The following is a 13,095-nucleotide window of genomic DNA, read 5'->3' as shown; positions in this document are numbered from 1 at the left end:
AAATGCCATTTGGTTATAACCCATTCCATTTGAATATAAGTCCTTGATAACGCCTTCTGCTAACCTTGCGGTCATAAGAGCTGGTTATCCACCAGCCCAGGTTATAAAAATATCAGGAGAACGGGGATGAACTTTCCATTAATAGCGAACGTAGTCGTGTTCGCCGTATTGCTGTTTGCGCTGGGGCAAACTCGCCATAAACAGTGGAGCCTGGCCAGGAAGGTCCTGGTCGGCCTGGCGATTGGCGTGATCTTCGGTCTGGCGCTACAGCTGATCTATGGGTCTGACAGCCAGGTGCTGAAAGACTCCATCCAGTGGTTCAATATCGTCGGCAACGGTTATGTCCAGCTGCTGCAAATGATCGTTATGCCGCTGGTCTTCGCATCAATCCTTAGCGCGGTGGCCCGCCTGCACAATGCCTCGCAGCTGGGGAAAATCAGTTTCCTGAGCATCGGTACTCTGCTGTTCACCACCCTGATCGCCGCCCTGGTTGGCGTGCTGGTGACCAACATGTTCGGCCTCACCGCCGAGGGGCTGGTCCAGGGCAGCGCGGAGACCGCCCGTCTGAACGCCATTCAGAGCAACTATGTGGGTAAAGTGGCCGATCTCAGCGTCCCGCAGCTGATCCTCTCCTTCGTGCCGAAGAACCCGTTTGCTGACCTCACCGGGGCTAACCCGACCTCGATCATCAGCATCGTCATTTTCTCGGCGTTCCTCGGCGTCGCAGCCCTGAAGCTGCTGAAAGAGGATGTGGAAAAAGGCCAGCGCGTACTGACCGCCATCGATACCCTGCAGGGCTGGGTGATGAAGCTGGTTCGTCTGGTAATGCAGCTGACCCCTTACGGCGTGCTGGCGCTGATGACCAAAGTGGTTGCCGGGTCGAATCTACAGGATATCATCAAGCTTGGCGGCTTCGTGGTGGCCTCGTACATCGCGCTGGGCATCATGTTTGTCGTTCACGGCCTGCTGCTGGCGATTAACGGCATCAGCCCGCTGAAGTACTTCCGTAAAGTCTGGCCGGTGATCACCTTCGCCTTCACCAGCCGCTCCAGCGCCGCCTCCATTCCGCTGAACGTGGAAGCGCAGACCCGTCGTCTCGGCGTACCGGAGTCGATTGCCAGCTTCTCCGCCTCCTTTGGCGCCACCATTGGTCAGAACGGCTGCGCCGGTATCTACCCGGCCATGCTGGCGGTGATGGTCGCACCGACCGTAGGCATCAACCCGCTGGATCCGATGTGGATTGCCACCCTCGTAGGCATCGTCACCGTCAGCTCGGCGGGCGTCGCCGGAGTGGGCGGCGGGGCCACCTTCGCCGCGCTGATCGTCCTGCCGGCGATGGGCCTGCCGGTGACCCTCGTGGCGCTGCTGATCTCCGTCGAACCCCTGATCGATATGGGGCGTACCGCGCTGAACGTTAACGGTTCCATGACCGCCGGGACGCTGACCAGCCAGTGGCTGCGCCAGACGGACAAGTCGATTTTCGATAGCGAAGAAGAGGCCGAACTGGCACATCGCTAAACGGTAAGCACAAAAAAACCGCTGATAATCAGCGGTTTTTTTATTTCTGCAGCAGATTCAGGCTTCAATCTCACCTTCCTGACGCACCTGGTTAGCCCAGCGCTGCGCCGACTCCGGCACGCTGAACGCCGGTGAACGGCGGAAATGCTCCCCTATCAGCAGAAAGGCGACATACTTCCCGCGCAAAATCCAGACATCGCGAAAATGGTCCATTTTCACGGCATGTTCCGGGGGCGCAGGCTCCACGCGCGGCACGTAGCTAATGACAGGGCGATTTTGTTGGCGCAATGGTTTCATAACAAATGGATTCACTAAGCAAAGCGGGAAACAGAAACCTCTATCATAGCCGATCGTGGCCCCGTTCGTCGCCCCCCTGCCGCCGATGCGCATTTTAGGATAACTCCCTGCCCCCTCGTCGGGCGCAGCCAGCGTAATGTTCTATAGTTAGAAGGGTTTTGGTTTATCAACGACCACTTTTAGCAATGAAAGCAGGAGACGAGCAATGTCTGATAAGCACCCAAACCCGCACCACCAGCAGGCACCGGTTCACGGCAGCGAGGAAGCGCAGCCGGGTCTCGACTCGCTGGCGCCGGATGATCGGGAGTGGCGCCCCACGCCGAAACCCACCACCCCTGGCGCTGAACCGACCGCCCCTGGCAGCCTGAAAGCGCCTGATACCCACAGCAGCAAACTTGACGCCCTGGAGCCGCAGCGCAAAGGCGGAGAAGACTATCCGCTGACCACCAACCAGGGCGTGCGCATTGCCGACGATCAGAACTCGCTGCGCGCCGGCGCCCGCGGCCCAACGCTGCTGGAAGATTTCATTCTGCGGGAGAAGATCACCCACTTCGACCATGAGCGAATTCCGGAGCGTATCGTACATGCCCGCGGCTCAGCGGCCCACGGTTACTTCCAGCCCTACAAAAGCCTGACAGCGTTGACCAAAGCCGATTTTCTCTCGGCAGCCGATAAAATCACCCCGGTCTTTGTGCGCTTCTCCACAGTGCAGGGCGGCGCGGGGTCGGCGGACACCGTTCGCGATATTCGCGGCTTCGCCACCAAGTTTTACACCGACGAGGGGATTTTTGACCTCGTCGGCAACAACACCCCGGTCTTCTTCATTCAGGACGCGCTGAAGTTTCCCGACTTTGTCCACGCCGTGAAGCCTGAGCCCCACTGGGCCATCCCCCAGGGACAAAGCGCTCACGACACCTTCTGGGACTACGTTTCCCTGCAGCCGGAAACGCTGCACAACGTGATGTGGGCGATGTCCGATCGCGGCATCCCGCGCAGCTATCGCACCATGGAAGGCTTCGGGATCCACACCTTCCGCCTGATCAATGCCGAGGGCAAAGCCACCTTTGTTCGCTTCCACTGGAAACCGGTCTCCGGCAAGGCGTCGCTGGTGTGGGATGAAGCGCAGAAGCTGACCGGCCGTGACCCCGATTTTCATCGCCGCGACCTGTGGGAGGCCATTGAAGCCGGGGACTACCCGGAATTTGAGCTCGGGCTGCAGCTGATCCCCGAGGAGAACGAATTTGATTTTGACTTCGACCTGTTAGATCCCACCAAGCTGATCCCTGAGGCGCTGGTGCCGGTGCAACGGGTCGGCAAAATGGTCCTCAACCGCAACCCGGACAACTTCTTTGCCGAGAACGAACAGGCGGCCTTCCATCCCGGGCATATCGTACCGGGCATCGATTTCAGCAACGATCCGCTGCTGCAGGGACGTCTCTTCTCCTACACCGATACGCAGATTAGCCGCCTCGGCGGACCGAATTTCCATGAAATCCCGATCAACCGGCCAACCTGCCCGTACCACAACTTCCAGCGCGACGGTATGCACCGGATGGAGATTGACACCAACCCGGCCAACTACGAACCCAACTCGATCAACGACAACTGGCCGCGCGAGACGCCGCCAGCCGCCAAACGCGGCGGTTTCGAGTCCCTTGCCGAGCGCGTCGACGGCGAGAAGATCCGCCAGCGCAGCCCTTCATTCGGCGAATATTACGCCCAGCCGCGTCTGTTCTGGCTGAGCCAGACGCCGATTGAGCAGCAGCATATTATCGATGGCTTCAGCTTCGAGCTCAGCAAAGTGGTCCGCACCTGGATCCGCGAGCGGGTGGTCGATCACCTGGCCCATATTGATACCCGGCTGGCGGAAGCGGTCGGGGCGAATTTAGGTATCGAACTGAGCGATGAGCAGCGCAGCCTCACTCTGCCCTCCCCGGTCAACGGCGTGGAGAAAGATCCCACCCTGAGCCTCTATGCGGACGCCGAAGGGGATGTGAAAGGTCGCGTGGTGGCGGTGCTGCTCAATGAGCGTACCTCGGCGCAGGACCTGGTCCATCTCCTGCAGGCGCTACAGGCCCAGGGCGTGCACAGTAAACTGCTCTATTCGCGGATGGGCGAGGTCATCGCCGACGATGGTTCTCCCGTGCCGATCGCCGGCACCTTCGCCGGTTCCCCATCGCTGACGGTGGATGCCGTGGTGGTGCCCGGCGGCGACCTCAGCGCCCTGAGCCAGAGCGGCGATGCGCGCTACTACCTGCTGGAGGCCTATAAGCACCTGAAGCCGATCCTGCTGGCAGGCGATGCGCGGCAGTTAACGTCGGTTCTCCAGGTCCCGGCCCAGGGCGAAGAGGGCATCATCGTTACCGATGCTCTCGACACCCCGGCGGCAGATAAACTGCTCGCCCTGATGACGGCCCACCGGGTGTGGTCGAGAAGCCCAAAAATCGCCGCTATTCCGGCGTAGCAAAAAGCCCGGCACGGTGTGCCGGGCTTGACTCACTTTCCTTTCCCCCGTCGGGCTTACACGTCGCGGTAGGTTCCCAGGCGATAACCCCGGTCGGCCACCGCCGCTTTCAGCGAGGCAGAGGTCAGCACATCAAGCTCGCCCAGCCGCGGGTAACAGTAGGCGCTGCCCATGATGGTCTGGTCGACAAAGGCCGGATGACACATCACCTCCAGGGAGCGCTCCTCGCGGGCGATTGAGGCGTCCAGCGTCTGCAGGAACAGCGCCTCAGAGACGGCTTCCCCGTAAAACTCGCTGCTGAAGCCTGCGCTGCTGCGCGCCGCCTGCTGATCGAGACCGCTCTGCGCCGCCACCTGGCGATCGATGCGCAACGCGATGCCTTTATCGCGGGCAAAAGCGGCGACGATGGGATAGATCGCGGCGATCATATGCACATGGTGATGGCTGTCGAGATGCGTCGGCTCATGGCCGAAGAGATCGATAAAACGACGGTACTGACACGCCAGCTCGTGGGCAATTTCCTCAAGCGGCAGGTTATCTTCTTCCGCCTGCTGCCAGATCCATTTGCCCAGCCGGCCGTCGCGGGTTAACCCCGGCATGGCCGACAGCGGTTCGCCCAGCGTCAGCACAAAGTGCATCCCGACCGCCAGCTCCGGCGTACTGCGGCTCAGCTGGGCGGCGTGGTCAATAGCCGCGCCGTTGACCAGCGCCGTAGTCGATGTCACCACGCCGTTGCGGCAGGCTTCGATAATGCCGTAGTTCTGCCCTTTACTGAGGCCGAAGTCGTCGGCGTTGACGATCAATACCCGTTCCATTTGCCGCTCCCGTTACGCTTTCAGTTTTTCGATCGTCGCCGCAAAGTTCGGCAGCCATTTTTCATGAGCCAGAATCATCTCCCGCGCCAGCTGCTCGGCGTCACGATCGGAATGGATCAGCGGGCTTAAGTTCAGCGCCAGCAGCACGTCGTTCAGCTCGCCGCTGATCGCCGCCTGGCTGGCCGCCACTTCAAACCCTTTGATGGTGTAGATAAGCCCCAGCACCTTCTCGTCGAAATGGGTGATGCGCGGCGTCGGCTTCGCGCCATCGCGACCTAAGGTGCAGCTCATCTCGACCGCCCAGTCCGCCGGGATATTATCGATATGGCCATGATGCGGGATATTTACATAGTGCTCAGTCTGCTTGTCGTTATAGATAGCGTTGATCACTTCGCAAGCGGCATCGGAGTAATAGGCGCCGCCGCGCTGCTCCAGCTCCTTCGGCTTGACCTTGAGATCCGGATTTTTATACAGCTCGAACAGCTGCTTCTCCACCTTCTGCACCACCTGGGCGCGCGCGCCGCCCTTATAGTACTCGCCCATCTCAATCGCCAGCATCTCTTTTGGCTTAAAGTAATAGAGCAGATAGGAGCATGGGATCAGGCGCAGGGAGCGGATCAGCCCCTCGCTAAACGGCAGGTCGAAGATATTTTTTACCGAGTTCGCGGTCAGGCGGCCGGAGGCAACGCCGTCCAGCAGTTCATCGAAGCGCGAGACGCCGTTAACCAGCACGTCGCGGACGAACACCAGGTGGTTCAGACCGAACAGGTCGATGTTCAGCTCATCGCTCGGGCTGAGCTGCAGCACGTCGGTGATGAACATCTTCATGCCGATGGGAATGTTGCACACGCCGATAAAGCGTTTGAAACTGGTGTGGCGATAGACCGCCTCGGTGACCATGCCCGCCGGGTTGGTGAAGTTAATGATCCATGCGTCCGGGCAGATCTCCTGCACATCTTTCACGATGTCGAAAATCACCGGGATGGTACGCAGCCCTTTAAACAGCCCGCCCGCCCCGTTGGTCTCCTGGCCAAGATAGCCGTGGCTCAGCGGGATGCGCTCATCTTTTTCACGCGCCTTCAGCTGGCCCACCCGCAGCTGGGTGGTAACGAAATCCGCGCCCTGCAGCGCCTCGCGGCGGTCCAGCGTTTTATAAACCTTCATCGGCACGCCGGCTTTTTCCACCATCCGCTCGCACAGCGCATGGATAATATCGAGCTTCTCCTGGCCCTCTTCCACATCCACCAGCCACAGCTCTGTCACCGGCAGTTCATGATAACGTTTCAGAAAACCTTCCAGTAATTCCGGGGTATAGCTGCTACCGCCGCCAATGGTGACGACTTTTAATTTCTGGCTCATTTTTTTCTCCCTTAGGCGCTGCGCCTGGGCGCAGGCCGCTCTCCGCATAAATGCGGACAGTTAACTTAAATTAGTTACGGTGTAAGCCGGGCGGCTAATACCGCGCGGGTTTAATTAATACTGGTCAAATGTTTGCGATAACTGCTCGGCGTAAACGAGGTCAGCTTTTTAAAGGTTTTAATAAACAGGCTCGGGCTGCTGTACCCTGATTCATAGGCAATATCCGTCACCGAATAATTGGTAATTTCCAGCTGCTTTTTGGCAAAGTTAATACGGATATCGTTAATTATCTGCATCGGCGTTTTACCATAATAGCGCTGGGTCGCTCGGGTTAAATATTCCTGCGTTTTGCCCGATAGCCGAACCATATTCTCGAGGGCGCTCTCGCCAAACTCCAGTTTATCGTGCATGGCCTCAACGGTATTTTTTAACCATTGTGGGACGACGTCTGCAACCGGCTCTTCGCGATAGTGACGTAAACGGTTAATGACATAAAAGGAGACCAGCTCGATAAATTCGTCAAATTCCGTTTCGCGAAAATTGAGTGAGGCGATGACCGACTCAATATAGCCGAGAAAAGCGCTCTGCACGGCATAGACCTGCGACGCCACCAGGCCAAACGGCAGCAACGGCAGATAGTGTTTCTCAAAGAAGCGCCTGCTGATGCCGACGTTAAGGATGCGCGTCGCACCAAATTCGTAGAAGCTCTGGTGGTGCGAGCCCATCGGGATAAAGACAAAATCCCCGCGCTCCAGCAGCACCCGTTTGCCATTGATCTCCTGGTAATAGCGCCCGGTTAATACGACGGTAAATTCGTAGTAATCATGCTGGTGGAGCCCGCTCACGCTTTCCGTTTTGTTATAGATGACCACATGAAAGTTCTTCCCGTTGAACAACTGCTGTTCTCTGGCGGTACTGATCTCGGTGGTCATCATCCTGGGCTGCCTCATCGTCGTGATGGCCTATTGTACCTTCTCGTGCAGCTCAATCAATTCCGCAACCAGCTCGCGGGCCAGCATGGAGGTCATCAGGTGATCCTGAGCATGCACCAGCACCAGGCTGACCTTCATTTTCCCTTCGCCCTCGTCGCTTTCTATAAGCTGGGTCTGCACGCGATGCGCCTCGCTCAGCGCCTGACGCGACTGCTCCATCATCGATTTCGCCGCGGCAAAATCCCCCTGCTTGGCCTGTTTTAGCGCGGCATAGGCCAGGCTACGGGCTTGTCCGGAGTTGATAATCAGCCCCATCACCACCTCTTCGAGGTCGTTTTCCGGGGTCTCTACCGCGTCGATGTTGTCCAGATCAAACATAATATTTCCCTCATTTCTCAGGCGGTACGGGACGCTGCCCGTACCGCGCGGTATCAGAATTTCAGTGCGTTGGCGATGTCTTCTTCGCTCTCTTCCTGCTCGATGACGGTCTGCGCTTTATTCGACAGCACCACAAACGGCAGGTAGACCAGGGTGGAGACGCCAAGGTTGAACAGGGCGACCAGCAGAGCGGCGACGCTGCCGTTACTGTTGAAGAACGCCCCCAGGCCAGTTGGCATGGTCCACGGCGCCAGGTTGGTCACCGGTGGGATAATCCCCAGGCTGTAGGCCGCGAGAGTAATGGCCGCCAGAATCGGCTGGACCAGCACGAACGGGATGAACATCACCGGGTTCATGATGATCGGCAGGCCAAACAGAATCGGTTCGTTAATCTGGAAGATGCCTGACGGCAGCGCCAGCTTCGCAACCTGACGATGGTCAGCGCGGCGGGAAGCGATAAAGATGGCGATGATCAGACCCAGCGTCGCCCCGGAACCCCCCAGCAGGATGTAGGAGTCGAGCATCGGCTTGGCCCAGAAGTGGAACTGTTTACCCGCTTCGATCGCCGCATCAACCGATCCGTACTGGTTGTACAGCGCGATGTTTTCCAGCGCCCACGGCGTCATGATGCCGTTATCCAGCGCGGTCAGCGCCAGCGAACCATGCACCCCGAAGAACCACAGCAGGGAGTTAAAGATGACGTATGCCCAGCCGACCACGCTGCCCATCGCCGCCAGCGGCGTAGAGATGGAGTCCATGATGATCTGGTGGAAGTTGCTGCCGTAGCTCGACAGGGCCCACGAGATAATGCCGAAGATGGAGAGGATCAAGAAGCCAGGGATCAGCGCGGAGAAAGAGCGCGATACCGACCCCGGCACGCTGTCCGGGAGTCTGATCACCCAGTTGCGACGGATCACGAAGGTGAACAGCTCCGCGACGACCAGACCGATAATCATGCCGGAGATGATGTTCTGCCCGCCCAGCCAGTTGGCGCCGACGGCATAGGCTTCGCCCACGCTATACGGGGTCACGGTCATAAAGGCCGCGACCGCCAACAGGCCTGCGGCCATCGGGTCGACTTTGCGCTCTTCCGCCAGCGCAGAGCCAATAAAGAATGGCGCCATCAGCGACATAATGCCGAGGGTGCCGTTATAGACGTTACCGCCGATAGCCTTAAAACCGTTTAAGGTTTCAATGGTGGAGGCATCCAGGCGAATGCCCATGGAATAAAAGAAAGAGCCTTCGCCGAAGCTCAGAAAAACGTTGTTAATTAATACAAACATGGCCCCGGCGAGGGTCAACGGCATTAATTTAATGAATCCATTTTTAATCGCATTAATATGCGGCTGCTTTCCTATTTTCACTGCAAAAGGAAGGAGTACCTTTTCAAGCGAGTCGATCACTTTACTCATAGTCAATACCCTTAAAAGCCGCAATAAACTATTACGGCGATGATGTATGAAATTACTCTTTGACGGGAAAATAAACTCTTTATTCTTTGACGTCCGGCAACGGGATGCCGCCAGGCGTCAAAATATATCGAGTTTTAAAATTTAAAAATTATTGTGCTGCAGCTTTCTTAATGGCCGCGACGGCGGCTTTCAATACACCTAAACCATCCACCTTGCCATACAGAAGAGAATCGATGACTTCTACCGGTTTATTCGGCAGCAGGCGCTGAATTTCCGGTAACATATACGCAATTTGTGGCCCTAATAATACAACGTCGGCTTCCGGTCCCTTTTCACCCGCGAGAGTCTCAGGATAGGCTTCAATAATGACCGGGACTTCGTATTTTTCCGCCTGCGCCCGCATTTTGGAGACCAGCAGTGACGTGGACATGCCTGCCGAGCAGAACAGATAAATGTGTTTCTTTTCCATGAACGCTTCCTCAATGTGTGAGACCAGGGCCTTCAGTAACCGCTGAGAGCCGGTAAGACTGGTAACATCCGGTTAATTCTGTTTATGGGTTGAGTATACGGCAACCTGAGCCGTCGTGATAATTCCCTGTTGAACAGAATTGTCTCTCATTGACCTCCGGTTTTGACTACCCTCACATTTTCATCCAAATAATTCGCGCAATTAAATAAGCATCAGGACTCACAAAAAAGCCCGACCAGTGGTCGGGCTTACGTACAACTCAGTCAACAGTAGGGCGCTTACTTAGCGTTGCGCGGATCCGTATCATACTCAGCGCAGGTCTGGTAGCCGGAGTTCATCACGTGCCCCGTTTCGTCGAGGGCCACAAAGTAGGTCTCCACTTTACCATCTCGTTGACCGAGGATATAGGTCTGGCAGGTGCCGCGGGCATGGACCATCGTCACTTCCGTTGAAGGTTTGCCAGCGATCTGCATCACCTGCTCACGCGACATTCCTTTCTTCACATCTTTCACCACCGGCTGGGTAAACTGGTCTTTGGTACGATCGTAAGCGGTACAGCCCGCGAGTAAGGTTAACGCGACGGTGACGCCCAGTATTCCTGCTAAGCTTTTGTTCATTTTGGTTCCTCTCTTCCACTGTGTAACGATAAGCCTGGAATAAATAGTGTTATTTTTCAAGCCGAACAGCGAAATCATGTCTGATTGTGTTATTGCGTAAACAGGATTGACGCTCCGCCGACGACCGGCGCTTTCTCCTGCGCGCGGGCATCTATAATGAAATCCTATGTCATTGATTGCCTTCTTTTCCGGCAGTCAAAACCCCGGTCCTTGTCGTTTCAGCGGCAAAGAGGTAGCTTTAAGCCAACAGGTTGCCAAACAGATTCACTTTCGGAGGGCGCGATGACGCTACAACAAGAGATTATTCAGGCGCTGGGCGCGAAGCCGCAGATTGATGCCGCAGGCGAGATCCGCCGCAGCGTCGATTTCCTGAAATCCTATCTGCAGACTTACCCTTTTATTAAATCGCTGGTGCTGGGTATCAGCGGCGGCCAGGACTCGACCCTGACGGGGAAACTGTGCCAGATGGCGATCAATGAACTGCGCGCCGAAACTGGCGACAGCAGCCTGCAGTTTATCGCCGTCCGTTTACCCTACGGCGTGCAGGCGGATGAGCAGGACTGCCAGGATGCCATCGCCTTTATTCAGCCTGACCGCGTGTTGACGGTGAATATCAAAGCCTCGGTACTGGCAAGCGAACAGGCCCTGCGCGAAGCGGGGATCGAACTGAGCGACTTCGTTCGCGGCAACGAAAAAGCCCGTGAGCGCATGAAAGCCCAGTACAGCATCGCCGGGATGACCAAAGGGGTGGTGGTCGGCACCGACCATGCGGCGGAAGCGATTACCGGCTTCTTCACTAAATATGGCGACGGCGGCACCGACATCAACCCGATCTTCCGCCTGAACAAACGTCAGGGCAAACAGCTGCTGGCCCATCTCGGCTGCCCGGAACATCTGTATAAGAAGCTGCCGACCGCCGATCTGGAAGACGATCGCCCCTCCCTGCCGGATGAAGTGGCGCTGGGGGTCACCTATGAGAATATCGACGACTATCTGGAAGGCAAAACGCTGGACCCCAGCATCGCCAAAACAATCGAAGGCTGGTATCTGAAAACCGAACACAAGCGTCGGCCGCCCATCACCGTCTTTGACGATTTCTGGAAAAAATAGTCCCTCCCCCGCCCCGGCACGCGCCGGGGTTATTTTTTGCGCTTTTCGCCGCAAAAACCGCCTGCTATACTGGATAGATAGACAGTGTCAGGAGTTATTGTGGCCAGAAAGCAATCTGCCCCGCGTCTGGAGTTTGAGGCGGCGGCGATCTATGAATATCCCGAACACCTTCGCCCGTGGCTGGAGGCGCTGCCGAAGCTGCCGGGCGTCTATCAATTTCACGGCGACAGCGACACGATGCCGCTCTATATCGGCAAGAGCGTTAACCTGCGCAGCCGGGTGCTCTCCCACCTGCGCACGCCTGAAGAGGCCGCGATGCTGCGTCAGTCCCGGCGTATTACCTGGCAGCGCACCGCTGGCGAGCTGGGGGCGCTGCTGCTGGAGGCGCGGTTAATTAAAGAGCAGCAGCCGCTGTTTAACAAGCGGCTACGGCGTAACAAGCAACTCTGCGCCTGGCTGCTTGCGGACGACCGGCCGCAGATTGTCTATGCCCGCGAGGTTGATTTTTCTCATCAGCAGCATCTCTATGGTCTGTTCGCCAACCGGAGGGCGGCGCTGCAGATGCTGCAGAGCCTCGCTGACGAACAGCGCCTCTGTTATGGCCTGCTCGGTCTGGAGCCGCTCAGCCGCGGCCGCGCCTGCTTTCGATCCGCGCTGGGCCGCTGCGCCGGCGCCTGCTGTGGAAAGGAGAGCGTGGAGGCGCACCGCCAGCGTCTGCTGGCGCAGATGAGCAAGCTGCAGCTGGTGTGCTGGCCTTGGGCAGGACCGGTGGCGCTGGAGGAGCGCGGCCCTGATATGACGCAGTATCATGTCATTCATAACTGGCTGTGGCTGGGGGCCGTCGACTCGCTCGACCAGGCCGCTGAGCTCACCCGCCTGCCCGCCGGATTCGACCAGGATGGTTACAAAATTCTCTGTAAGCCTCTGCTCAGCGGCAACTACCCGCTGCACCCGCTTAGCTGAGAAGCCAGAAAAAAAAACCGCCGGCCCTGCCCAACGCCTGATGGCATTATTGGGCAAGACCGGCGGTCTTGATTCAGTACGCTACATTATTCAGCGGGTGCAGGCATTTTACCTGCCGGCGCGTTGCGTTCTGTCAGATGCTTCTCAAAATTGGCATTGAACTGTTTTTTCTGCTCTGGGGTCAGAATGTTGTAGATCTTGTTCTGCGTTTCCAGGCGGGACAGCGCCATCGCTTTATGCTGCGCCTCCATCTTATCGATCTGCGCTTCCGCTTTCGCCTTGTCGAAGGTATCGCTGGCGATCAGCTCGTGCATCGCGCGGCGTTCGTCGAGGGACGGACGCTTCATATTTTCGCGCTGGCTCTTCATGATGTCGCGGATCTGCTGCTTCTGCGCATCGGTCAGGTTGAGGCCTTTAAACATCATGTCATGCTGACCCGGGCCGCCTTTATGATGCATCATCATCGGCTTGCTGTCGCTCGGCGCGGTGGTGGTATCGGCGGCGTGTGCCAGGTTAGCCGCGCCCAGAGCCAGAGTAGAGGCAACAAACAGTGCAGTGAGTTTCTTCATCATTCAATCCTTACTTTACGTTATTCTTACGGCGCGTTGCCGTGTTGACGAGATTAACTTTACGACGTTAATCGTCAATTAGTCAGAGCAAGAGTAAAACAATGAAAGTGTAAAAAACAGTTTCTCACCAATTATGGAGAAAATAAGGAATTTGAACGAGGAATTGCAATAAAAAATAAATAACCTACTGTT

General features: G+C 57.1%; 14 protein-coding genes. 4 read left to right on the top strand and 10 right to left on the bottom strand.

The features are described 5' to 3' along the window. The first annotated feature begins 126 nt into the window (after positions 1-126). On the top strand, positions 127-1,518 hold the full coding sequence (locus ABLU95_RS17415; RefSeq protein ID WP_023289308.1) for an L-cystine transporter: 1,392 nt from the start codon (positions 127-129) through the stop codon (positions 1,516-1,518). A 57-nt stretch (positions 1,519-1,575) separates the two neighbouring features. Here ABLU95_RS17415 and cedA read toward each other — a convergent pair whose 3' ends face one another. Further along, on the bottom strand, positions 1,576-1,830 hold the full coding sequence (gene cedA / locus ABLU95_RS17410) for a cell division activator CedA (RefSeq protein ID WP_348880121.1): 255 nt from the start codon (positions 1,828-1,830) through the stop codon (positions 1,576-1,578). Positions 1,831-2,020: 190 nt separating this feature from the next. Here cedA and katE point away from each other — a divergent pair, with 190 nt between their 5' ends. Beyond that, positions 2,021-4,279 carry a catalase HPII gene (katE, locus tag ABLU95_RS17405; RefSeq protein WP_348880066.1) on the top strand — a complete coding sequence of 753 codons (2,259 nt, stop codon included), beginning with the start codon at positions 2,021-2,023 and terminating at the stop codon, positions 4,277-4,279. Positions 4,280-4,335: 56 nt separating this feature from the next. Here katE and chbG read toward each other — a convergent pair whose 3' ends face one another. The 8 genes from chbG to osmE all read right to left on the bottom strand — a co-directional run bounded on the left by chbG (position 4,336) and on the right by osmE (position 10,261). Beyond that, on the bottom strand, positions 4,336-5,094 hold the full coding sequence (gene chbG, locus ABLU95_RS17400; RefSeq protein WP_065882995.1) for a chitin disaccharide deacetylase: 759 nt from the start codon (positions 5,092-5,094) through the stop codon (positions 4,336-4,338). 12 nt (positions 5,095-5,106) lie between these two features. Beyond that, positions 5,107-6,453, bottom strand: coding sequence for a 6-phospho-beta-glucosidase (locus ABLU95_RS17395; RefSeq protein WP_023289304.1), 1,347 nt, complete (start codon positions 6,451-6,453; stop codon positions 5,107-5,109). 110 nt (positions 6,454-6,563) lie between these two features. Further along, entirely contained in the window at positions 6,564-7,388 is an 825-nt protein-coding gene (gene chbR / locus ABLU95_RS17390; protein WP_004203825.1) for a transcriptional regulator ChbR, read from the bottom strand. A gap of 27 nt (positions 7,389-7,415) precedes the next feature. Further along, on the bottom strand, positions 7,416-7,763 hold the full coding sequence (chbA, locus tag ABLU95_RS17385; RefSeq protein WP_023289303.1) for a PTS N,N'-diacetylchitobiose transporter subunit IIA: 348 nt from the start codon (positions 7,761-7,763) through the stop codon (positions 7,416-7,418). Positions 7,764-7,816: 53 nt separating this feature from the next. After that, positions 7,817-9,175 carry a PTS N,N'-diacetylchitobiose transporter subunit IIC gene (gene chbC / locus ABLU95_RS17380; protein WP_004203823.1) on the bottom strand — a complete coding sequence of 453 codons (1,359 nt, stop codon included), beginning with the start codon at positions 9,173-9,175 and terminating at the stop codon, positions 7,817-7,819. Between the two features lie 11 nt (positions 9,176-9,186). Then, entirely contained in the window at positions 9,187-9,303 is a 117-nt protein-coding gene (locus ABLU95_RS17375) for a hypothetical protein (RefSeq protein WP_032429133.1), read from the bottom strand. Positions 9,304-9,323: 20 nt separating this feature from the next. Next, positions 9,324-9,644, bottom strand: a complete 321-nt coding sequence (gene chbB, locus ABLU95_RS17370) for a PTS N,N'-diacetylchitobiose transporter subunit IIB (RefSeq protein ID WP_002901547.1) — start codon at positions 9,642-9,644, stop codon at positions 9,324-9,326. 278 nt (positions 9,645-9,922) lie between these two features. Further along, positions 9,923-10,261 carry an osmotically-inducible lipoprotein OsmE gene (gene osmE, locus ABLU95_RS17365; protein ID WP_023289302.1) on the bottom strand — a complete coding sequence of 113 codons (339 nt, stop codon included), beginning with the start codon at positions 10,259-10,261 and terminating at the stop codon, positions 9,923-9,925. A 282-nt stretch (positions 10,262-10,543) separates the two neighbouring features. Here osmE and nadE point away from each other — a divergent pair, with 282 nt between their 5' ends. Both nadE and cho read left to right on the top strand, forming a co-directional pair. Then, positions 10,544-11,371 (top strand): ammonia-dependent NAD(+) synthetase, encoded by an 828-nt coding sequence (gene nadE, locus ABLU95_RS17360; RefSeq protein WP_023289301.1) that lies wholly within the window; start codon positions 10,544-10,546, stop codon positions 11,369-11,371. A gap of 99 nt (positions 11,372-11,470) precedes the next feature. Further along, positions 11,471-12,334: an excinuclease Cho gene (gene cho, locus ABLU95_RS17355; RefSeq protein ID WP_023289300.1), complete on the top strand. Its 864-nt coding sequence runs from the start codon at positions 11,471-11,473 to the stop codon at positions 12,332-12,334. A gap of 86 nt (positions 12,335-12,420) precedes the next feature. On the opposite strand, the gene spy is transcribed toward cho, so the two are convergent. Beyond that, positions 12,421-12,906: an ATP-independent periplasmic protein-refolding chaperone Spy gene (gene spy / locus ABLU95_RS17350; RefSeq protein WP_072096650.1), complete on the bottom strand. Its 486-nt coding sequence runs from the start codon at positions 12,904-12,906 to the stop codon at positions 12,421-12,423. Positions 12,907-13,095 lie beyond the last annotated feature (189 nt).

This window comes from Klebsiella sp. GG_Kp146 (assembly GCF_040061975.1).
GTDB lineage: Bacteria > Pseudomonadota > Gammaproteobacteria > Enterobacterales > Enterobacteriaceae > Klebsiella > Klebsiella quasipneumoniae.
Note: the sequence above shows the minus strand (reverse complement) of the source record. Positions and strands in the feature narration are given on the sequence as shown.

Coding starts and splice junctions, on each gene's coding strand:
- chbG (WP_065882995.1), bottom strand. CDS start 5,094: ATGGAACGGGTATTGATCGTCAACGCCGACGACTTCGGCCTCAGTAAA.
- osmE (WP_023289302.1), bottom strand. CDS start 10,261: ATGAACAAAAGCTTAGCAGGAATACTGGGCGTCACCGTCGCGTTAACC.
- katE (WP_348880066.1), top strand. CDS start 2,021: ATGTCTGATAAGCACCCAAACCCGCACCACCAGCAGGCACCGGTTCAC.
- nadE (WP_023289301.1), top strand. CDS start 10,544: ATGACGCTACAACAAGAGATTATTCAGGCGCTGGGCGCGAAGCCGCAG.
- ABLU95_RS17415 (WP_023289308.1), top strand. CDS start 127: ATGAACTTTCCATTAATAGCGAACGTAGTCGTGTTCGCCGTATTGCTG.
- chbA (WP_023289303.1), bottom strand. CDS start 7,763: ATGTTTGATCTGGACAACATCGACGCGGTAGAGACCCCGGAAAACGAC.
- ABLU95_RS17395 (WP_023289304.1), bottom strand. CDS start 6,453: ATGAGCCAGAAATTAAAAGTCGTCACCATTGGCGGCGGTAGCAGCTAT.
- chbR (WP_004203825.1), bottom strand. CDS start 7,388: ATGATGACCACCGAGATCAGTACCGCCAGAGAACAGCAGTTGTTCAAC.
- chbC (WP_004203823.1), bottom strand. CDS start 9,175: ATGAGTAAAGTGATCGACTCGCTTGAAAAGGTACTCCTTCCTTTTGCA.
- spy (WP_072096650.1), bottom strand. CDS start 12,906: ATGATGAAGAAACTCACTGCACTGTTTGTTGCCTCTACTCTGGCTCTG.
- chbB (WP_002901547.1), bottom strand. CDS start 9,644: ATGGAAAAGAAACACATTTATCTGTTCTGCTCGGCAGGCATGTCCACG.